This window comes from Rhodoplanes elegans (assembly GCF_016653355.1).
Classification (GTDB): Bacteria; Pseudomonadota; Alphaproteobacteria; order Rhizobiales; family Xanthobacteraceae; genus Rhodoplanes; species Rhodoplanes elegans.
In genome coordinates, this window is sequence record NZ_NHSK01000060.1 from 1 (window position 1) to 21,036 (window position 21,036).

Genomic DNA, 21,036 nt, shown 5'->3' on the forward strand with positions numbered 1-21,036 from the left:
GGTGTCGCCACGCGGACCCGGCGTGCCGCGGGCGCCACGGGCGGCGCGCTCGCGTCGCTCCTCCTCGGAGGGCGCACGCGGCGTGATCGGGCCGGAGAAGTCGCAGCCGGCCTCCTCGGCGAGCCGCGGTTCCGCCGCCGCGACCGCGACGAGCCGTTGGAGCCGCCGGTCGGCCGGCCGCGTCGCGGCCACGCCTGGCGCTCGGAGGATTCGCCGCTGCGCACCCACTACAAGGGCGAGCGCAGCGAGACCGGCAAGCCGTCGCGCGAGGAGCCGACCGGCCCGAAGCGGGCCGGCCTCCTGACCGATCGCAAGGGCCGCAAGGTGCTGGTCGAGCGCTTCGGCGAGGCGAAGCCCGAGGCGGCCGAGCCGCCCAAGCGCGCCTTCCGCGGCAAGCCGGCCGGCGCCCGGCCCGCGGGCGGAAAGCCGTTCCGCGAGCGCAGCGGGGACGACCGTCCGCGCCGCGACCGCGCCGAGGGAGACCGCCCCTTCCGGGCGCGCGCCGAGGGCGACCGGCCATTCCGATCCCGCACCGAGGGCGACCGCCCGTTCCGGGCTCGCCCCGAAGGCGACCGCCCGTTCCGCGCCAAGCGGGCCGAGGGCGATCGCCCCTTCCGCGAACGTCCCGCCGGCGACAAGCCGTTCCGCAAGCGCAGCGACGGTGATCGGCCGCAGGGCGACCGCCCGTTCCGGGCCCGCGCCGAGGGCGATCGCCCCTTCCGCGAACGTCCCGCCGGCGACAAGCCGTTCCGCAAGCGCAGCGACGGCGATCGTCCGCAGGGCGACCGGCCCTTCCGGGCCCGCCCCGAAGGCGATCGTCCGTTCCGCCCCAAGCGCGCCGAGGGGGACCGGCCCTTCCGCGAGCGCAGTGAGGGCGATCGCCCGTTCCGCGAGCGGAGCGAAGGCGATCGCCCGCAGGGCGACCGACCGTTCCGGGCGCGGTCCGAGGGCGGCAAGCCGTTTCGCGACAAGCCGGCCGGTGACCGGCCGTTCCGGCCCCGCGGCGAAGGCGGCGGAAAGCCGTTCGGCGAACGCAAATCGTTCGGCGACCGCAAGCCCGGTGGCTTCAAGGGGGGTGGCTTCAAGGGCGGCGGCGGTAAGCCGGGTGGCCGGCCTTCCGGCGGTCGCCCCTCGGGCGGGAAGCCCGGCGGCTTCAAGCCGGGCGGCCGCGGGCCGCGTCCGTCGGGCTCTCGCCCGTCAGGGCCGCGGGGCGGCTGATGCGCATCGTCGGCGGCCGGCTGCGCGGGCGCGTGCTCGCAGGTCCGCGCTCGGCCGCGATCCGGCCGACCGCCGACCGCCTGCGCGAGTCGCTGTTCAACATCCTGGTGCACGCCTACGGCGACCCGGTCGCGGACGCCCGCGTCCTCGATCTGTTCGCCGGCACGGGCGCGCTCGGGCTGGAGGCGACCTCGCGGGGCGCCGCATTCACGCTGTTCGTCGACGACGGCGCCGAGGCGCGCGCCCTGATCCGCCAGAACGTCGAAAACCTCGGGCTCGGCGGGGTCACGAAGATCTATCGCCGGGATGCGACCAAGCTCGGCATCGCCCACCCGATGCCGCCCTTCTCGCTGGTGTTCCTCGATCCGCCCTACGGCCGCGGCCTCGCCGTGCCGGCCCTGACCGCCGCCCGCGACGGCGCTTGGCTCCAGCCGGGCGCCCTGATGGTGGTGGAAGACTCGGCCGACGCCCCCCTGCCGGCGATCGACGGCTTCGAGGAGCTGGAACGCCGCGTCTACGACGACACCGCCGTGACGTTTCTCAGGGCGGGGTGAGCCCGGTTTCTCGGGACGGGCCGAGCCCGCGACCGGTCCGGCGCGCGCGCGGAACCACGCAGACGATAATCACCAGCAGCGGGATCGCGAGCGCCGTCCAGGACACGGCCCACCAGACGCCACCCTCACCGACGAGGGCGGCGAGAAGCCCGACCATGGTGGACGCGGCCAGCGCGACCGGCCACCGCCACTGCCGCCCGGCCCCGACGATCGCTCGTCTCATTCCCCGGCCTCGACCAGCTCGGGCGCGGCCGCACGGTCCCGGCGTGCCGCCGCGTCGCCCGGCGCCCGCCCTCGTCCGGGCCACCAGAGATACAGCCCGCTGATCAGCACCACGATGGTCGCGACGTCGAAGAGCGCCCAGATGATCTTCAGCGGCAGCCCGCCATAGTCGCCGAAATGCAGCGGTTGCGACATGAACAGCATCGTCGCGTACCAGGGCATGTCGCGCACCGCGACCACGTGCCCGGTCGTCGCGTCGGCCAGCGCCGGTTTGAGGATGCGGCTGGTGATCGGCGTGTCGCCGGTCAGGAAGATCGCGACGTGAGAGGCGGTCGAGAACGGCGTTCCCGGAAACGCGACCGTGGTGATCGCCATGCCGGGCACGGCGGCGCGAACATTGCGCAGCAGCGCATCGACCGAAGTGCGTTGTCCTTGGGCCCGCTCGCCCTCGGCCGGAGCCGGAGCCGGCTCGGCCTGAGCCGCCATCTCGACGAGCTGACCGGCCTGCCAGGCGAGCTCGATCGGCGCCGCGAGCGTGTTGATCACGCCGGTGAGGGAGACCACGCCGAACCACGCCAGCGTGACGATTCCCAGGAGATTGTGCAGGTCGAGCCACTTCAGGCGGCGACTCCCGTCGTGGCGGACCGTGCCGAAAGCGATGCGGCGGGTGAACGGCCCGTAGAGCACGACGCCCGACACGATCGCGACGACCAGCAAAAGCCCCATGCCGCCGAGGAAGAGCGTGCCGGGCACGCCGGCGAACAGATCGAGATGCAGGCGCAACATGACGTTCATGAAGCCCTGGTTGGGCTGCGAGACGTCGAGCGCCGCGCCGGTGCGGGTGTCGAACACGAGATAATGGAACGCCGCCGGGTCCGTCGTCATGCTCGGCGCGGTCGGCACCTTGACGATCGGCTTGGCCCGATCGAAGAACAGGTACGGCACGACATGGCCCGGCCGTGCCGCCATGGCCTGCGCGATCATCGCGTCGACCGAGGCGGGCGGCAGATCGGCCGGCATCTCGGCGAGCCGCGGGTTCGGCCCGAGCTCGTCGTGAAAGACGAGCGGCAGCCCGGTCAGGCACAGGAGCAGCGCGAAGACCGTGCAGATCAGGCTGCTCCAGCGATGAACCCACGACCAGGCCCGAACCGTGCGCGGCGTCATCGCGGCCGCTCCGGTCGGCGGCCGAACCGCTGGTGGCGCATCCTCACCATCGGTAGCGCAGCCCGGCCAGGATCAGCCTGCGGTTCGCGAACTGACAGTAATAGTTCGACGAGCAGCTCGAGTAGTACTCCTTGTCGAACAGATTGGTGACGTTGAGCGTGAGTTCGGCGCCCTTCAGCTCGGGCCGGAAGTTCTTCAGGTCGTAGCGCATCGCCGCGTCGACGACCGTGTAGCCCGGGTTCTCGATCATGTTGGCGTCGTCCGCGAAGGTCGGGCCGACACGACGCACGCCGCCGCCGAGCGTGAGACCGGTGAGCCCGCCCGCCTTGATCGTGTAGTTCATCCAGATCGAGCCGAAATAGTCGGGCACGGCCTGCGGACGGTTGCCGATCACGCTCGCGGTGGCCGATTCCGTGACCCGCGTGTCGAGAAAGGTCAGCGCGCCGATCAGCTCCAGGCTGTCGGTCACGTTGCCGCGTGCCTCGAGCTCGATGCCCTGCGAGCGGACCTCGCCCTGCTGAACGTTGAAGCCGGTCACGGCGGACGGCGTCAGGACGTTCTTCTGGCGGATGTCGAAGGCCGATGCCGTCAAGAGGATCGGGAGCGCGGCGGGCTGGTACTTGATGCCCACCTCGTACTGCTCGCCCGTCGTCGGCACGAAGGGCGCCCCGTCGACGCCGACGCCGATCACCGGCTCGAACGAGGTCGAGTAGCTCACATAGGGCGCGATCCCGTTGTCGAACAGATAGAGAAGACCGGCCCGGTACGTAGTCTTGTCGGCCGACTGGTCGCTGCTGGTGGAGGCGAGCCGGTTGTCGGTGCTCTGCTTCGTCCAGTCGTGCCGGACCCCGAGCGTGGCGCGCCAGCCGCCGAGACTGATCTGATCCTGGACGTAGACGCCGGTCTGGCTCAGCGTCTGGTCGTTGTCGATGTAGGTCGCAAGCGCCCCGACAGGCTGATAGTAGAGCGGGTTGGTGACGGCGAGCGAGGTCGCCCCGCCGAGCTTGTAGATCCAGCTGCTGCTGCTGTTCTGATAATCGACGCCGGTGAGGATCTTGTGCTTCACCGGGCCGGTGGCCACGTCGAACTGCAGGCGATTGTCGGTCGACACCCCGTCGACCGCCTCGATCGAACGCACCGCCCAGCGCGGCAGGATGCCGGTCGCGGAGAGCGGACCATTCATCTGCAGCGACTGCATGTCGATGTCGACATGGGAGTAGCGCAGGCCGGAATGGACGCTGACGACATCGTTGAACCGGTGGTCGAACTTGTAGCCGATGCCGTACTGCTCGCGCTTGAAGGCGTCGAATCCCGGATCGCCGACATTGAGCGTCGAATTGAGGAACGGCCGATACTGCGCCGGCGCCAGGAAGGTCGGATAGAGCGAGTTGAAGTAGCCGCCCTCCGGATCGCGCTGATAGTAGCTCAGGATCGTCAGCCGCGTGTCGGCGTCGGGCGCCCAGGTCAGGGCCGGCGCGACGGCGACGCGCTTCTCGTCGACGTCGTCGTAGCGCGTGCCCGACGACCGGCCGATCGCGGTCAGGCTGTAGAGCCAGTGCCCCTCCTTGTCGATCGCGCCCTGGCTCGTCACGCCCGACTGGATGCGCCCGTGCGAGCCGCCCTCGAGCCGCACCTCGTTGTAGGGCGTCGCACTCGGCATCCGGCTGATCTGATCGACGATGCCCCCCGGGCTGGTCTGGCCGTAGAGCAACGCCGACGGACCTTTCAGCACCTCGACCCGATCGAGCAGGAACGGATCGATCGCCGTATTGGCGAAGGCCTGGCCACGCGGCAGCTTAAGGCCGTCGAGAAAGCCGACATAGTTGGTCGACGTGCCGAAGCCGCCGAAGCCGCGGATGAACACGCTGTCGTAGCGCGCGTTGGTGTCGGCATCGGACAGCACGCCGGACGTGTAGCGCAGCGCGTTGCCGACCGTCTGGGCGTTCTGGTCGTCGATCTGACGGCGCGTCACGATCGAGATCGACTGCGGCGTCTCGACCACCGGCGTGTCGGTCTTGGTCGCCGCCGACGAGGTCTTGTCGAGATAGCTGTCGCGCGTGTCGGTCGTGCGGCGGTCGGCGTCCACGACGATCGGCTGCAGCGCCGTCTCGGCCGACGCGGCGCTCTGCGCCCTCGCCTCGCCGACGCCGGCCGTCGCGGCGGCGAGCGCCGCACACATCACCACTGCACGATCGATCGCCATCTCGACACCCGTTCACCGTCACCTTGCCCGACAGCGACGACGAATAAACGGGACGGGACCGTCCTGTCCAGATGCGTTGCCATCCGGCAGGCAAACATGTAATTGGAATAATTCGAGAATTGCTTCGGCCAACAGAGCTTGACGAGCATGCCGCGTTCAGTGAACGAGCCCGAGCCGGAGAGGCGCGATCCGCGGATTCGCGCGCAGGACAAAGCGATGGAGCGGCGGACAGGACGTCCCTTCAAGGCCGACGGCGAGGCGAAATCGGTGCGCATCATCGAGACCGCGTCGCGCCTGTTCGCCGAGCAGGGCTATGCGGCGACCTCGGTCGAGCAGGTCGTCGCCGCCTGCGGGGTCGGCAAGGATACGGTCTATCGCCGCTTTCCCTCCAAGCTCGCGCTGTTCGAAGGCGTCGTCGATCACGCCCGCAAGAAGACCCAGGCGCGCTTCCAGGCGACCGTGGCGGCGCAGACCGGCGACGTGATGAGCCGCCTGCGCGCCGCCGCGCGCTGGCTCCTGTCGACCAATCTCGATCCGACCCTGATCGCCTTCCAGCGCATCGCGCTGAGCGAGGCCTTGGTGGTCGGACAGGCCGTCGCGAACAATCCGCACGATCCGATCATGGATCGGATCGTCGCGCTGATCGCGGAGGCGCAGGCGGCCGGGGCGCTCGGTGCCGGGGACGTGCGATTCCTGGCCGGCCAGATGCTGAACTGCATCGCGGTGGGACCGACCGTCGACGCCATGCTCGGGCGCTCGACCTATGCCACCACCCGCGCCCAGAACGCCTATTTCGAGAAGGCCTGGGCGCTGTTCCTCGACGGCGCGCGGGCGCGGCCCTGACGATTCGGGACGACCGCGGGGGCGATCATTCGCTGGCGTCGCCCAGCTCGGACATCATCGCGTCGATGACCGGGGCGAGCCGAGGGAGCTCCTCGGTGACGACGCGCCACAGGACGCGCGTTTCGACACGCTGGTACTCGTGCCGCAGGATGTTGGCCATGCCCCGGATGGCGTGCCACTCGATCTCCGGATGACGATCCGTCAACGCCGGCGGCAACGCCTTCACGGCTTCCGCGATGACCAGGATGGCCCGTTCGGTCGTCCGCACCATCTAATACGTGGACGCGAACGAAGCGTAGTCCGTACCCGACAACGCGGACCGCAGATTGACGATCTCGTCGCGGATATGGAGTAGCCGCGCCAGCGGCGACCGGCTCGCCCCCATCAGAACACCCGAACGGCGTCGCTTTCCACGGCATCGCGGACATAGGGCGACAGACCCGCCCGCGTCCCGTAGCCGATCTCCCGCCCGGGAAGTGCGCGCGAGATCACGTCATACGCCCCAGTGAAGTTCGCGAGGGCGTAGAAGTTGTCGCTCGCCGGCTCGACGAACACGTCGACATCGGACGCGTCGGTCGCCTCGCCGCGCGCGAACGAGCCGAACAGGTACAAGGCCGCGACACCGCGGTCCCGCAGTTCCGGCTCGACCGACTTCAGCCTCGCGATGACATCGTCCCTGGTCATGCCCGCAAGCCTAGCGCGTTTCCGGGCGGTCGTCAGGACCGCCCGGACCGTCGGCGTTGCCCTACTCCACCTTCAGGCCGGCGGCCTTGATGGCCGGGGCCCAGCGGTCGATCTCGGACTTCACGTATTTGGCGAGGTAGTCCGGCCCGCGGCGCTCGGGCGGAACGATCGACAGGCCGAGCTCGTCGAGACGCTTCCTCACGGTCGGATCGTCGAGCGTCTGGTTCACGGCGGCGACCAGCTTCTTCACGATCGGCTCGGGCGTGCCCTTGGGCAGGAAGATGGCGTTCCAGGCATCGGCCTCGACGCCCGGCAGCCCCGCCTCGGTGGCGGTCGGCACCTCGGGCAGCAGCGGCGAGCGGGTGCCCGACAGCACGGCGAGCGCCTTGACGTTCTTCTGCGTCACCTGCGGCACCGCGGTCTGGATCGAATCGCACATGTAGTCCGTGCGGCCACCGATCACGTCCTGCATGGCGGGCGCGGCCCCGCGATACGGCACGTGCGTCACCGTCACGCCCATCGCCTGGTTGACCAGCAGGCACGGGATATGGGTCGCCGAGCCGAGCCCGCCGGAGCCGAAGCTCATGGTGGCGTGGTTCGCCTTGGCGAAGGCGACGAAGCCCTTGAGATCGTCGGCCGGCAGGGTCGGCCGGACGACCAGCAGGCGCGGCGACTCGGTCGTCAGCCCGACCGGCTGGAAGTCGGCGACCGGATCGTAGAGCGGCTTGGCATACAGGGTCGGATGATAGGCATGGGTGCCGACATTGCCCATTACGAAGATGTAGCCGTCCGGCGCGCCGCGGGCGATGCGCTGCGCGCCGAGCGCCCCGCCGCCGCCGCCGACATTCTCGACCACCACGGTCTGGCCGAGGATCTCGCCGAGCTTCTGGGCCTGCACGCGGGCGATCACGTCGATCGGCCCACCGGCCAGGAACGGCACGATCAGGGTGACGGGCCGGGTCGGCCAGGCGGCGGCGTCCTGGGCGGCCGCCGGCCCGCCGGCGACGGCGAGCGCCAGCCCGGCGATCGCCAGCACGGCCGAGGAGAGGGATCGTCTCATGCGAAGCTCCGTTGCGATGGTGTCGTTCGAAGGATCAGAGGGCCGCGCTCCAGGGGAGGAGCACCTCGCGGTAGCCGGTGCCGCTGCGCTCGACATGCGCCAACGCCGGGAACGGATAGTGGAAACCCTGCACCGGCATGCGTTCGGCGACCAGCATCTCGTAGACCTTGCGCCGCGTCGCCTCCGCCGCCACCGGGTCCACGTCCAGCATGAAATGCCAGCCGGGATTGCGGGCGAACAGGAACGGCGCGTGGGTGACGTCGCCCTGTATATAAACCTGCTTGCCGCCGGAGGCGAGCACCAGCGACGTGTGGCCCGGCGTGTGCCCCGGGGTGCCGACCGCGACGAGGCCGGGCAGCACCTCCTTGTCCCACTCGTAGGTGCGCAGCCGCTCGGCGATGCCGCCCGCGAGCACCCGGCGGACGTTCCTGGCGCCGTCCGGCACCCGCGGATTCCGGGCGCGGCCGATCTCGCCCTCGTCGGTCCAGAAGGCGTGCTCGCGGGCCGGCGCCAACACCTCGGCATTGGGGAACGCCACCGTCCCGTCGGCGCGCACGAGCCCGTTGATGTGGTCGCCGTGAAAATGCGTCAGCACCACGGCGTCGATCTGCTCCGGCGCGATGCCGGCGGCCGCCAGCGTCTGCATCAGGCGGCCGTTGAGGCCGTTGCTCGCCTTGAACGCCGCCTCGCCCGTGCCGGTGTCGACCAGCACCAGCTTCGCGCCCGTGTTGATCAGGATCGGGTTGTAAGGGCCGGCATAGACGTCCGGATTCATGAAGGCCGCCGCGAGTGCCGCCTGCACGTCGGCCTTGCTCGCGTTGAGCACGAAGCCGTCGCCGATCGGCATGCGGCTGACGCCGTCGTTGAGCACCGTCACCTGCACGCTGCCGAGATTGTAGCGGTAGAAGCCGGGCGCCTGGACCGCGGCCGGCGGGGCGGCGGCGCCGGCCGGCGACACCCCGGTCGCGGCGGCGGCTGCGACGACCGCAGCCGAGCCGAGCACGGCGCGGCGGGTCGGGGCGGATCGGGACGCGGCGAACGGAGACGGCGACGTCATGCGGAGCTCCCGGGAGAGGGCGCGGCCGGGCCGGCGCGCGGCGGAGGGAGGGCGACTGTAGGGGCGGCTTGTGTATTTGTGAAATCGATCCTATCAATCGACACCATTCACCGGATGAATATGGAAGCCGCCGTGCCGCGCGCCGATTTCGACCTCAACCTGTTGCGGGTTCTCGACGTGCTGCTGGCCGAGCGCAGCGTGACGCGAGCCGGCGACGCGCTGGCGCGCTCGCAACCGGCCGTCTCCAATGCGCTCGCCCGCCTGCGCGCCGCGCTCGGCGACGAGCTCCTGGCGCGTGGCCCCGACGGCCTCGTCCCCACGCCGCGGGCGAAAGCACTGCGCGCACCGCTGCGCGAGGCGATGGCGCTGGTCGACGAGATCCTGTCCGAAGGCGTCTTCGATCCGGCGGCCGCGACCGACGTGTTCCGCATCAGCACGCCCGACCGCCAGAGCCTCGCCGTGGTGCCGGCGCTGGTCGAACGGCTGCAGCGCTTCGCCCCGCAGGCCGCCCTCCACGTGATGACGGCCGATCGCCAGCACGCGCTCGATCTCCTGGAGCAGGATCGCACCGATCTCGCCATCGGCTCGATCGACGTCACGCCCAGGCATCTTCGCCACGAGCATCTGATCGACGAGACGCTGCACTGCGTGCTGCGCCCCGATCACCCGCTGATCCGCCGCAAGGCGCGGCTCGACATCGACGGCCTGCTCGCCTATCCGCACGTCGTGGTCAGCGCGACGGGCGCCCGCACCGCAATCTTCGACGATCTGCTCACGACGCACGGGCACGCCCGCCGGGCGCTCGTCACGGTGTCGAACTTCACCGCGGTGCCGCAGCTCCTCGCCGGCTCGGACATGATCGGCGTGTTCACCCAGCTCGCCGCCGACGTTTTCCGGCGCCGCTTCGGCCTCGCCACCCGGCCGGTACCGCTCGACGTCGGGCGTCTCGCGATCCGCATGGTCTGGCACGCCCGCCACGACCGCGACCAGGCGCACGCCTGGCTCCGTGATCAGATCAGGGCCGTGTATCGCGAGGTGGCGAAGTGAGGAGAGGCGCGCTGCGTCCACCTCCGTCCTCACCCTGAGGAGCCCGCGCAGCGGGCGTCTCGAAGGGCGAGGACGGCCCCGGAGAGCGCCGCGGCCACATGGTTCGAGACGCGGCTTTCAGCCGCTCCTCACCATGAGGTGCGAGGGGGTGCCGCCTGGCATCCGTCACTTCCGCCCGAACAGGCGCTCGATGTCGGCGAGCTTCAGCTCGACATAGGTGGGGCGGCCGTGGTTGCACTGGCCGGCATTCGGGGTCTGTTCCATCTCGCGCAAGAGCGCGTTCATCTCCTCCGGCTTGAGCCGGCGCCCGGCCCGCACCGAGCCGTGGCACGCCATCGTCGCGGCGACGTGCAGGAGGCGGCGCTCCAGCGGCAGCGTCGTGTCCCATTCGGCGAGATGCTCGGCGAGATCGCGCACCAGCGCGCCGACGTCGAGCCGGCCGAGCAGGCCCGGCGTCTCGCGCACCGCGACGGCGCCGGGGCCGAACGCCTCCAGCACCAGGCCGAAGCCGGCGAGCTCGTCGGCGCGGGCGACGAGGCGGTCGACGTCGGCCTCGTCGAGCTCGACCACCTCGGGGATCAGCAGGAGCTGGCGGGCGATACCGCCCGCCGCCAGCGCCGCCTTCATGCGCTCGTAGACGATGCGCTCGTGGGCGGCGTGCTGGTCGACGATGACGATGCCGTCGCGGGTCTGGGCAACGATGTAGTTTTCGTGGAGCTGCGCCCGCGCGGCGCCGAGCGGGCGGTCGTCGGCGTCGTCCGGCGTTGACGTGTCGCGCGGCTGAAAGGCGCTCGCGCGAGCATCCGCCGAGGGCGGGCCGACGTCGAAACTCGCCTGCGGCAGCTCGGTGAAGCCGGGCGGGAGCTGATCGAACGAGTCCTGGTCGAGCGCGTCCTGATCAGTTGCGTCGTGATCAGTTGCATCGTGACTGCCCGTGCCCGGCGGCCGCGCCGGCGAGCCGCGCCAGTCCCAGCCGAACGGACGCGGCACCGTCCAGCCGCCCGATCCGACCTCCAACAGCGGCCGCACCGTCGTCGGCCGCGACGCACCGAACGACGAGGCGCCGAACGGCGCGCCTTGCGGCCGCAGCGCCGCGAGCGTCGCGCCGCCGCCCGTGGTCGCGGCGCGGCCGGCGCCGGCATTCAGCGCATCCATCAGGGACCGCACGAGGGTGGCGCGCACCAGGCCGGCATCGCGGAACCGGACCTCGGCCTTGGCCGGATGGACGTTGACGTCGACCTCGCGCGGATCGACCTCGACGAACAGCGCGACCACCGGATGGCGATCGCGCGCGAGATGATCCGCGTACGCCGCCCGCACCGCGCCGAACAGCAGCTTGTCGCGCACCGGCCGGCCGTTGACGAACAAGTATTGCGAGAACGAGTTCGCCTTGTTGAAGGTCGGCAGCGCCGCGAAGCCTTCGACGTTGAGCCCGTCGCGACCGCCCCGCACCGGCACGGCGTTCTGCGAGAACTCGGCGCCCAGCACGTCGGCGAGCCGGCGCAGCCGGCCGTTCGACATCGTCTCTGCCCCGAGCAGTGTCGGATCGGCGGCCGGGAACGTCACCGGCGCGCGCTCCTCGCCGGCGAACGTGAAGGACACGTCGGGCCGCGTCATTGCCAGACGGCGCATCACGTCGCGGATCGCCTCGGTCTCGCTGCGCTCGGCCTTCAGGAACTTCAGCCGCGCCGGCGTCGCGTAGAAGAGGTCGCGCACGTCGATGCGGGTGCCCTGCGCGAGCGCCGCCGGCTTCGGCTCGCCCTTGCGGCCGCCCTCGACGGCGAGTGCCCAGGCATGCGGCTCGTCGGCGTGGCGGGTCGTGATCAGGAGCTTCGCCACCGCGCCGATCGACGGCAGCGCCTCGCCGCGAAAACCGAGCGTGCGGATGTCGAGCAGATCCTCGTCGTCGAGCTTGGAGGTCGCGTGGCGCTCGACCGCGAGCACGAGGTCGGGCCGCGTCATGCCGCTGCCGTCGTCCGTCACGGTGATGCGGCGGCGGCCGCCGCCCTCGGTGATCACGTCGATGCGACGCGCCCCGGCGTCCAGCGCGTTCTCGACCAGCTCCTTGACGACGCTCGCCGGCCGCTCGACCACCTCGCCGGCGGCGATGCGGTTGACGACGGCCTCGGTGAGCTGCCGGACGGGCATGGTGCGACTCGGGGTTCCTCGGATGGTGCAGTCTAGCGGCTGCGGCAGCGTTTGTGAGCCCGCGACGACAAAAGCCTCGTGCCCCGGACACGGCGCAGCGCGTCCGCGCTGCGTCGTGAGCCGGGGCCCAGCATCGGCAGCGGCCCAAGCGTGCCGCCCCTGGGTCCCGGGTCTGCGCGCGCCGCTCGCGCGGCGTGCTCCGCCCGGGACACGGAGGCTGCGGCATGCCGCGCCACTACTCCTCCGGGCGACCCTGGCGCAGGCTCTTCACGGTGGAGCGGCGCTTCTTCGCCTCCACCCGGCGCTTCTTGGAGGCGAGCGTCGGGCGCGTCTTCACCCGCGGGGTCGGCCGCACCGCCGCCTCGCGGATCATCTCGAACAGGCGCTCGCGGGCCTCGGCGCGGTTGCGCTCCTGGGTGCGGAAGCGCTGCGCCGTGATCACCACGACGCCCTCGGTGGTGAGCCGGGCACCGGCGATGCGCATCAGCCGAATCGCCACGTCGTTGGGCAGCGAGCGCGAGCCGCGCGCGTCGAAGCGCAGCTGCACGGCGGTCGCGACCTTGTTGACGTTCTGCCCGCCCGGCCCGCCGGCGCGCACGAAGCTCTCCTCGAGCTCCGCCTCGTCGATCGCGATATGGTCGGTGACCCGGATCATGCCGCCGTTGAAGGCGAGACCGCGGCCGCGGTCAAGAGCGGGGCGCGGCTAACACGCCACGGCGCCTGCGCTCCTTCTCCCCGCGCGCGGGGAGAAGGTCGGGATGAGGGGGCGCCTCCGAGATGCCGAAACGTTGCCCGGGGGCGACGCCCCCTCACCCGGACTTCGCGCCTGCGGCGCCAAGTCCGACTTCTCCCCGCACGCGGGGAGAGGTGAAGGGACGCCTGCGGCGCCTACTGCGCCTTCACGGCCGGGGCGGGCTGCGCCGCCGGCGGCGCGGCGGCGGTGGCGGCCTCGGGGCGACCGGCGACGGTGGCGAGGAGCTTGCCGGACAGCAGGCGCTTGGCGACGCGCTTCACGTCGTCGAGCGTCACCGCCTCGATCAGGCTGTTGCGGCGGTCGATGTAGTCGATGCCGAGCTCCTCGAGCTGGATCAGCACGAGCTGGTTGGCGATCTTGGCCGAGGTGTCGAACGACAGCGCGTAGGAGCCCTTGAGGAACGACTTCGCCTGGGCGAGCTCGTCCGCCGTCGGCCCCTCCTCGGCCATGCGGCGGATCTCGGCCTCGATCACCTCCATCGACTCCTTCACGCGGTCGGAGCGCGTCGCCGTGGAGACGAAGAACAGCGCCGTGCTCTTGAGCGGCACCAGCGACGAGGAGACCCCGTAGGCGAGGCCGCGGGTCTCGCGCACCTCGCGATAGAGCCGCGACGAGAACGAGCCGCCGCCGAGGATGTGATTGACCACATAGGCCGGGATGAAGTCCGGGTCCTTGCGGGCGATGCCGGCGCCGCCGAGCAGCAGGGTCGACTGCGGCACGTCGACGTCGACCTGGACGCGGCGGCCGAGGTCCTGCGGCATCGCCTGCGGCACGGCGCTGAGCTGCGCCTTCTCGGGCAGCGCCCCGAACGCCTCGTCGACGAGACGCGAGGCCGTCGCCGCGTCGATGTCGCCGACGATGCCGACGAGCAGGTTGTCGCGCGCCAGCACGCGGCCGACATAGGCCTTCAGGTCCGGCACCGTGATGGCCTGCACGCTCTCCACGCTGCCGCGGGTGACGCGGCCATAGGGGTGCCCGGCAAAGGCCGTTTCCCAGAACTTCCGGCCGGCGAGATCGTTCGGCGTGACGGCGTCGCGGCGCAGCGCCGCGACGATGCTGGTGCGGATGCGCTCGACCGCCTCGGGATCGAAGCGCGGCGCGGTCAGCGCCAGCTTCAGGAGCCCGAACGCCTCGTCGCGGTTCTCGGTCAGGGTGCGCAGCGAGCCCATCAGCGAGTCGCGATAGGCCGACATCGAGAACTCGATCGCCTTCGACTCGAGCCGCTGCTGGAAGGTGCGCGCATCGAGATCGCCGGCACCCTCGTCGAGCAGCGAGGCCGCCATGTTGGCGAGCCCGTCACGGTCGGCTGGATCCTGGGCGGCGCCGCCCCGGAAGGCGAACTCCATGGCGATCATCGGCAGCGAGGGCTCGCGCACCAGCCAGATCTCGATGCCCTTCGGGGTCTTAACCCGCTCGATCGTGGTGGCGTTCGCGGCCGGAACGGAAGCGAGCGAGACAAAAGCGATCGTGGCGACGGCGAAGAACGCGGCCGCGAGACGGCGGAGGGACGTGATCACGAGCGCTTCTCCTCGGAGGCCGGCAGCGACTTGACCAGATAGCCCGTCGCCGAGCGGCGCTTGTCGAGCCAGGTCTTGGCGGCCTCGCGCACCTGATCGGCCGTGACGGCGCGGATGCGGTCCGGCCACGACAGCACGTCGGCGACCGTCGAGCCGGTGGAGAGCGCGGTGCCGTACCAGCGCGCCATGCTGGACTGGTTGTCCTGGGCATAGACGGCGTCGGCGATCATCCGGGTCTTGGCGCGCTCCAGCTCGTCGGCCGTGACGCCGTCGGCGATCGTCTCGGCGATCACGGCGTCGATCGCCTTCTCGACGTCGGCGAGCGTGTGGTCCGGGGTCGGGCGGGCGTAGACGCCGAGCCGCGTCGCGTCGACGGCCGAGCCCTGGTACCAGGCGCCGGCCGAGGTGGCGACGCGCCCCTCCGCGACCAGCCGCCGGTACAGCCGGCTGTTCTGGCCGCTGCCGAGGATCTGGGCGAGCACGTCGATCGCCTCCGCCTCGCCGCGCTTCGCCGTGGTGTAGGACGGCACCAGATAGCTGCGGTTCAGGCTCGGCTGCGCGACGCGCGGATCGTCGAGCGTCACCTGGCGCACCGCGACGGGCGGCGGCTCCTGCGGCCGCTTGCGCGGGCCGATGTCGCTCCTCGCCGCGATCGCCCCGTAGGTCTTCTCCGCGAGCGCCTTGACGGCGTCCGGCTCGACGTCGCCGGCGATCACGACGACGGCGTTGTTGGGCCCGTAGAACTGCTTGTAGAAGGCGAGCGCGTCCTCGCGGTTGAGCTGCTCGATCTCGGCACGCCAGCCGATCACCGGCCGGCCGTAGGGGTGGTTCAGATAGAGGCTGGCCGCGACCTGCTCGCCGATGCGGGCGTCCGGGCTGTTGGCGACCCGCATGTTGTACTCTTCGAGCACCACGTCGCGCTCCGGCAGCACGTTGGCGTCGGTGAGCACGAGCCCGGTCATGCGGTCGGCCTCGAAGGCCATCACCTCGCCGAGATGCTCCTTCGGCACGCGCTGGAAGTAGCCCGTGTAGTCGGTGGTCGTGAAGGCGTTCTCCTGACCCCCGATGGTGGCGAGCATCTTCGAGAAGCGCCCGCTCGGGTTCTTCTCGGTGCCCTTGAACATCAGGTGCTCGAGGAAATGCGCGATGCCGGACTTGCCCGGCGCCTCGTCGGCCGAGCCGACCTTGTAATAGATCATGTGGGTGACGACCGGGGTGCGGCGGTCCGGCACCACCACGACCTCGAGGCCGTTGGCGAGCTTGAAGTCGGTGACCTTGGCGGCCTGCGCAGGCTGCGACGGCGCGGGCGCCGTGGCGGGGCGTGGCAGCGGGGCCGGCACGGTCTGGGCAGGCCCCGCCTGCGCAGGCGCCGCCTGCGCCGTCGTCGTCCTGGCCGCGGCCGCGGGCCTGCTCTCGGCCCACCCCGGCGCCGTGGTCGACAGAAGCGCGACCGCCACGGCGAGGGCGAGCGACGTCGGGGCAGATCGGATCATGCGGCGGGCCTCTCTGGGAAGACGGCGGGCATTGTTCCGGAAACGGTCCGGCGGCTCAAATGACAAATCGGTCAGGTTCTTGGCGGAATTCGGGGCGCGGCGCGGGAGCCCGCGGAACGGTCGGACATGCCGCACCGGCGGTGTAGCGGCCCACGGCGGCCGCCGAAAACGACGACGCGCACGGCGGCGGGCCGTGCGCGTCGATTCGATCGGGGTGAAGCGTGACGCTCAGCGCTGCTCGGCGCTGCCGGCCGCTTGGTCGTAGCTCTTCGCCTTGGTCGGGCGCTCGATCGTCTTGCCGACCCCGTAGGGCTGGTTCGGCGACGGCGTCAGGTAGCCGGGCGGCGGCTGGGTGAGGTCGCTGCGCGACGGCTCCTTCTCGAAGCTGCCGTACTCCTCCTTCGGCTCGGCGCCGACGAAGTTCCGCCAGTTGAAGAGGCCGCCGCCGTAGCCAAGCTCTTTCGGCGACTTCTGGTTGATCGCCTCCTCGCCCGACAGGATCGGGCCCCCGGCCGAGGCGGTACGGGGCGCTCCCTTGCGGTCCAGCTCGGCCGGCGTCAGCGAGCGCGACTCTTCCTCGACATTGATCGACTTGCGGGCGTTCTTCTTGGCCTCGCGGCGCGCCTTGATGTCCGGGTCGTCGGGCCAGGCCGGGTTGCGCTCGGCGAGCGCCGCGGCCTCGGGGGGCGGCAGGTCGCGGCCCGGCGGAATCACCAGCGGCGAACGTTCGCGGTATTCGATGTTGGCTTCCTCGCCGGGGCGCTTGAGGCCGAGGCCGCGCATGATGCTGCGCATCACCTTGACGTCCGGCAGCTCGTCGTCGTCCTCGGCGCGGGCCGGGCCGCTGCCGAGAACCAGGCCGAGCGCGAGAGCGCCGACCATGGCAACGCAGGTGGAGGCGCGCAGCAGAGAGGCGCGCCGAGACGATGCGCGCATCATGGGAGCGCGCATCATGGGAGCGCGCATCATGGGAGCGCGCAACGGAGCGCGCGTCGAGAATGCTCGCATGTGGTTTCCCCGTGCATGGACGCGCGACGATGCCGCCGGCACGTCCCCCGATTGCTCTTGTATATCGCGGATCAGGGCGCTTTTGCGGCGTCGGGGGCGACCAGGGTCTCCCACAGGAGCAGAACCACGCCGGCGACGATCGCCACGTCGGCGATGTTGAAGACGTACCAGTTGAACCGCCACGTCGCGGTAGCGGCGTACAGCAGGACGAAGTCGAACACGGCCCCGAACGTCGCCCGGTCGATGGCGTTGCCGATCGCCCCGCCGATGATCAGCCCGAGCGCCAGCGCGCCCACCCGCCGGTCCACCCGGGTCAGCCAGATCCCGAGCAGCAGCACGGCGATCACCTTGAGGCCGAGCAGCGCCCATTGGCCGAACGGCCCGGTCTGCGGGAACAGGCCGTAGCTGATGCCGGTGTTCCACACCACGACGAGGTCGAGCCCGGGCAGCACGTGCAGGGGCGCCTTGTCGGGCAGCGCGAAGCCGTAGAGCAGCCACAGCTTCGACGCCTGGTCGAGTCCCACGACCAGCGCCGCCGCGAGGAGCCCGAGCCCGGTGAAGCGGCCGAGGGAGAGGGTCATGGGTGGAACCGGGGGATCATTCGCCGCACTGGCATCGGCGGGCGGGCCCCCGTTCCCTCTCCCCGTGCACGGGGAGAGGGTGGCTCGCCGCGCAGCGGCGAGTCGGGTGAGGGGGCGCTTCCGCAACGCAGAGATCCGTCAAGCTGAAACTCGCGGAGACGCCCCCTCACCCGAAGTCCGCGCTGCGCGCGGGAACTTCGACCTCTCCCCGCCAGCGGGGAGAGGTGAACAAGGGAGGCGTCTCGCACGATCATTCCGCCGCCGGGGAGAGCGCGTCGAGCTCGCGCAGCGCCTGGGCGTCGCGCGGGGTGACGTCCGGGTACTGCGGATCGGACCCGACCGCGGGCGAGATCTTCCACGAGCGGGCGCATTTGGTGCCCTCGGCGCGGCGCGGCAGCACGGCGACACCCGGCACTTCGGCGAGCCGGAAGGCATCCTCCGGCCCGTCGCCCTCGATCAGCGAGGCGCCCGACGTGATGCAGATCTCGGCCAGATCGAGGTCGACCACGGCGCGGAACAGATCGTCGTCGCTCACATAGACGAGCGGATCCGCCTCCAGCGACGAGCCGATGCGCTTGCCGGCGCGCTCGAGCTCGAGCGCCCCGGTGACGACGCGGCGCACCGCGCGCGCCTTGCGCCAGGTCTCGGCCAGCCCCTCATTGCGCCAGCTCTCCGGCACCTCGGGGAAGGTCTCGAGATGCACCGAGCCGTCGGTTCCGGAATAGCGCGCCAGCCACGCCTCCTCGGCCGTGAAGCAGAGGATCGGGGCCAGCCACGTCACGGTGCAGCGGAAGACATGGTCGAGCACCGTGAGACAAGCCTTTCTGGTCACCGACGAGATCGGGTCGCAGTAGAGCGCGTCCTTGCGGATGTCGAAGTAGAAGGCCGAGAGATCGACCGTCATGAACTGGCTCAGCACCGCGAAAATGCGCTTGTAGTCGAAGTTGGCGTAGGCCTCGCGCACCGTCGCGTCGAGCTCGGCGAGCCGGTGCAGCATGTATCGCTCGAGCGACGGCATGCGCTCGACCTTGACGCGATCCTGATCACGGAAATGCGCGAGATTTCCGAGCATCCAGCGCAGCGTGTTGCGCAGCTTGCGATAGGTGTCGACCGTGGTCTTGATGATCTCGGGGCCGATGCGCTGGTCGTCCCAGTAGTCGCAGGAGCCGACCCACAGGCGCACGATGTCGGCGCCGTGCTGCTTGATCAGATCCTGCGGCGCCACCGTGTTGCCGAGCGACTTCGACATCTTGCGGCCCTGCTCGTCGAGCGTGAAACCGTGGGTGACGACGACGTCGAACGGCGCGCGGCCGCGCGTGCCGCACGACTCGAGTAGCGACGAGTGGAACCAGCCGCGGTGCTGGTCCGAGCCTTCCAGATACATGACCTGATCACGACCGCCGTCGACCTTGCGGCGGATGCCGGCCAGCGTCGCGAAGTTCTCGGGATCCTCCAGCACGAAGGCGTGCGTCGAGCCACTGTCGAACCAGACGTCGAGGATGTCGTCGACCTTCTGCCAGCCCTCGGCGGCGCGCGCGCCCAGGAAGCGCTCGCGCGCCCCGGCCGCGTACCAGGCATCCGCCCCTTCGGCCTCGAACGCCGCGACGATGCGGGCATTCACGGCCTCGTCCTGAAGGATCTCGACCTCGCCGTGGCCCTTGTCGCGGATGAACACCGTGATCGGCACGCCCCAGGCGCGCTGGCGCGAGATCACCCAGTCGGGCCGGCTCTCGATCATGCCGGTGATGCGGTTCTGGCCCTGCGGCGGCACCCAGCGGGTCGCCTTGATGGCCTTGAGCGCACGCGCGCGGAGCGTGTCGCCCGCCTTCGCCTCGGCGCCCGCCGCGATGTCCTGGTCCATGGCGATGAACCATTGCGGCGTGTTGCGGAAGATCACCGGCTTCTTGGAGCGCCACGAGTGCGGATACTGGTGCTTCAGCTTTCCACGCGCGAGAAGATTGGCCGCCTCGACCAGCGCCTTGATCACCGCCTCGTTGGCGTCGCCCTTTTCCCCTTTTTCGGTGATGACGCGGCGGCCGACGAAGCCCGGGGCGTCGTCGGTGTAGCGGCCGTCGGCATCCACCGTGTAGGGGATTCGTGTGGAGATCCCGCGCTCCGAGAGCCTGCGGCCGTACTCCATCCAAATCTCGAAGTCCTCGCGGCCGTGGCCGGGCGCGGTGTGGACGAAGCCGGTGCCGGTCGAGTCGTCGACATGCTCGCCGTCGAGCAGCGGCACCGCGAAATCGTAGCCGAGGCTTTTCAGCGGATGGTCGCAGACGAGGCCGGCCAGAATGTCGGCAGAGACGGCCTGCACCTTCTCGAAGGCGACGACGCGGGCCTGTTTGAGAACGTCCTCGGCGAGCTTGTCGGCGAGGATCAGGAGGTCGCCGGTCTTCGCCCAATTGTCGGCCGGCGCGTCCGTGACCTTGTAGAGACCGTAGCCGATCTTGTGCGAGAAGCTGATGGCGCGGTTGCCGGGAAGCGTCCACGGCGTCGTCGTCCAGATGACGACGGACGCGCCTGCCAGGTCACCTCTCCCCGCGCGCGGGGAGAGGTCGACGTTCGCGCGTTGAGCGCGGACGTCGGGTGAGGGGGCGTCTCCGTATCCACGAGAGGCCCCCTCACCCGACTCGCCGCTCCGCGGCGAGCCACCCTCTCCCCGCGTGCGGGGAGAGGGAACAGAGACCGGAAACTTCACCCACACCGTGTCGCTGGTGAAATCCTCGTACTCGACCTCGGCCTCGGCGAGCGCCGTGCGCTCGACCACCGACCACATCACCGGCTTGGAGCCGCGATAGAGCGTGCCGTTAGCCGCGAACTTCATGATCTCGCGGGCGATCTGCGCCTCGGCCGGAAAGCTCATCGTGGTGTAGGGGTGGTCCCAGTCGCCGACCACGCCGAGCCGCTTGAACTCCTCGCGCTGCACGGACAGCCAGTGCTGCGCATAGGCGCGGCACTCCTGGCGGAACGCGATCATGGCGGAGGGGTCCGACAGGTCGGGCTTCGACTTGCCCTTCTTGCGGTAGTTCTCCTCCTCGATCTTCCACTCGATCGGCAGGCCGTGGCAGTCCCAGCCCGGCACGTAGTTCGAGTCGAAGCCGAGCATCTGTTGCGAACGGGTGACGAGGTCCTTGAGGACCTTGTTGAGCGCGTGCCCGATATGGATGTGGCCGTTGGCGTAGGGCGGCCCGTCGTGGAGCACGAACTTGGCGCGCCCCTGAGAGGCCTGGCGCAACCGACCGTAGAGGTCGATCGTCGCCCAATGGGCCAGGATGTCCGGCTCCTTCTGCGGCAGACCCGCCCGCATGGGGAAGTCGGTCACCGGCAGAAACAGCGTTTTCGAGTAGTCGCGGGTCGTCGTCACGGCATCGGTCATGGCGCGCCGTTCTTAACAAGGCGCCGCCGGCCCGTGAAGGGCAAAGGGGGGCTGGCGGCCGCGCTTCCCTCTCCCCGCCGCGCGGGGAGAGGGTGGCTCGCCGCGTA

Annotated in this window: 17 protein-coding genes and 1 pseudogene; 4 read left to right on the plus strand and 14 right to left on the minus strand. The window is 70.6% G+C overall.

The window, feature by feature from the left end; translation table 11 throughout:
* A pseudogene (locus CCR97_RS05550) lies at positions 1-1,218 on the plus strand (hypothetical protein); the annotation flags it as partial.
* Positions 1,218-1,772 carry a 16S rRNA (guanine(966)-N(2))-methyltransferase RsmD gene (gene rsmD, locus CCR97_RS05555; protein ID WP_201159362.1) on the plus strand — a complete coding sequence of 185 codons (555 nt, stop codon included), beginning with the start codon at positions 1,218-1,220 and terminating at the stop codon, positions 1,770-1,772. The pseudogene CCR97_RS05550 and the gene rsmD, both read left to right, overlap by 1 nt.
* On the opposite strand, the gene CCR97_RS05560 is transcribed toward rsmD, so the two are convergent.
* Genes CCR97_RS05560 through CCR97_RS05570 form a run of 3 tightly spaced genes read right to left on the minus strand, consistent with a single transcriptional unit; the run spans position 1,759 to position 5,361 of the window.
* Positions 1,759-1,995 (minus strand): hypothetical protein, encoded by a 237-nt coding sequence (locus CCR97_RS05560; protein ID WP_111358821.1) that lies wholly within the window; start codon positions 1,993-1,995, stop codon positions 1,759-1,761. The two genes, rsmD and CCR97_RS05560, sit on opposite strands and share 14 nt — an antisense overlap.
* Positions 1,992-3,158, minus strand: a complete 1,167-nt coding sequence (locus CCR97_RS05565; RefSeq protein ID WP_111358822.1) for a PepSY-associated TM helix domain-containing protein — start codon at positions 3,156-3,158, stop codon at positions 1,992-1,994. Before CCR97_RS05565 ends, CCR97_RS05560 begins: the two co-directional genes overlap by 4 nt.
* 43 nt (positions 3,159-3,201) lie before the next feature.
* Positions 3,202-5,361, minus strand: coding sequence for a TonB-dependent siderophore receptor (locus CCR97_RS05570; RefSeq protein WP_111358823.1), 2,160 nt, complete (start codon positions 5,359-5,361; stop codon positions 3,202-3,204).
* A 216-nt stretch (positions 5,362-5,577) separates the two neighbouring features.
* On the opposite strand from CCR97_RS05570, the gene CCR97_RS05575 reads away from it, so the two are divergent.
* Positions 5,578-6,204 carry a TetR/AcrR family transcriptional regulator gene (locus CCR97_RS05575; protein WP_111358827.1) on the plus strand — a complete coding sequence of 209 codons (627 nt, stop codon included), beginning with the start codon at positions 5,578-5,580 and terminating at the stop codon, positions 6,202-6,204.
* 25 nt (positions 6,205-6,229) lie between these two features.
* Here CCR97_RS05575 and CCR97_RS05580 read toward each other — a convergent pair whose 3' ends face one another.
* The 4 genes from CCR97_RS05580 to CCR97_RS05595 form a co-directional block, all read right to left on the minus strand.
* Positions 6,230-6,475 (minus strand): HepT-like ribonuclease domain-containing protein, encoded by a 246-nt coding sequence (locus CCR97_RS05580; protein WP_111358824.1) that lies wholly within the window; start codon positions 6,473-6,475, stop codon positions 6,230-6,232.
* Between the two features lie 113 nt (positions 6,476-6,588).
* Positions 6,589-6,888 carry a nucleotidyltransferase family protein gene (locus CCR97_RS05585; RefSeq protein ID WP_111358825.1) on the minus strand — a complete coding sequence of 100 codons (300 nt, stop codon included), beginning with the start codon at positions 6,886-6,888 and terminating at the stop codon, positions 6,589-6,591.
* A 61-nt stretch (positions 6,889-6,949) separates the two neighbouring features.
* The gene (locus tag CCR97_RS05590; RefSeq protein ID WP_170145965.1) at positions 6,950-7,948 is read right to left on the minus strand and encodes a Bug family tripartite tricarboxylate transporter substrate binding protein; all 999 of its coding nucleotides are present in this window, start codon (positions 7,946-7,948) and stop codon (positions 6,950-6,952) included.
* Positions 7,949-7,982: 34 nt separating this feature from the next.
* Positions 7,983-9,005 (minus strand): MBL fold metallo-hydrolase, encoded by a 1,023-nt coding sequence (locus CCR97_RS05595; RefSeq protein WP_201159363.1) that lies wholly within the window; start codon positions 9,003-9,005, stop codon positions 7,983-7,985.
* 114 nt (positions 9,006-9,119) lie between these two features.
* Between CCR97_RS05595 and CCR97_RS05600 the strand changes: the two genes are divergently transcribed.
* A complete protein-coding gene (locus CCR97_RS05600) occupies positions 9,120-10,052 on the plus strand; it encodes a LysR family transcriptional regulator (protein ID WP_111360493.1) in 933 nt (310 codons plus the stop codon).
* Positions 10,053-10,217: 165 nt separating this feature from the next.
* On the opposite strand, the gene mutL is transcribed toward CCR97_RS05600, so the two are convergent.
* The 7 genes from mutL to ileS form a co-directional block, all read right to left on the minus strand.
* Positions 10,218-12,200, minus strand: coding sequence for a DNA mismatch repair endonuclease MutL (gene mutL, locus CCR97_RS05605; protein ID WP_201159364.1), 1,983 nt, complete (start codon positions 12,198-12,200; stop codon positions 10,218-10,220).
* Positions 12,201-12,435: 235 nt separating this feature from the next.
* Positions 12,436-12,855: an alternative ribosome rescue aminoacyl-tRNA hydrolase ArfB gene (gene arfB / locus CCR97_RS05610; protein ID WP_111360578.1), complete on the minus strand. Its 420-nt coding sequence runs from the start codon at positions 12,853-12,855 to the stop codon at positions 12,436-12,438.
* A gap of 233 nt (positions 12,856-13,088) precedes the next feature.
* A complete protein-coding gene (locus tag CCR97_RS05615; RefSeq protein ID WP_338049056.1) occupies positions 13,089-14,471 on the minus strand; it encodes a M16 family metallopeptidase in 1,383 nt (460 codons plus the stop codon).
* A complete protein-coding gene (locus CCR97_RS05620) occupies positions 14,468-15,964 on the minus strand; it encodes a M16 family metallopeptidase (RefSeq protein WP_201159365.1) in 1,497 nt (498 codons plus the stop codon). The genes CCR97_RS05615 and CCR97_RS05620 overlap by 4 nt, the downstream gene beginning before the upstream one ends.
* A 228-nt stretch (positions 15,965-16,192) precedes the next feature.
* Positions 16,193-16,846, minus strand: a complete 654-nt coding sequence (locus tag CCR97_RS05625) for a hypothetical protein (RefSeq protein ID WP_146618978.1) — start codon at positions 16,844-16,846, stop codon at positions 16,193-16,195.
* Positions 16,847-17,043: 197 nt separating this feature from the next.
* Complete coding sequence (gene lspA, locus CCR97_RS05630) at positions 17,044-17,553, minus strand: signal peptidase II (protein ID WP_111360592.1); 510 nt, start codon at positions 17,551-17,553, stop codon at positions 17,044-17,046.
* Positions 17,554-17,803: 250 nt separating this feature from the next.
* Positions 17,804-20,929 carry an isoleucine--tRNA ligase gene (ileS, locus tag CCR97_RS05635; RefSeq protein WP_201159366.1) on the minus strand — a complete coding sequence of 1,042 codons (3,126 nt, stop codon included), beginning with the start codon at positions 20,927-20,929 and terminating at the stop codon, positions 17,804-17,806.
* Positions 20,930-21,036: the final 107 nt, after the last annotated feature.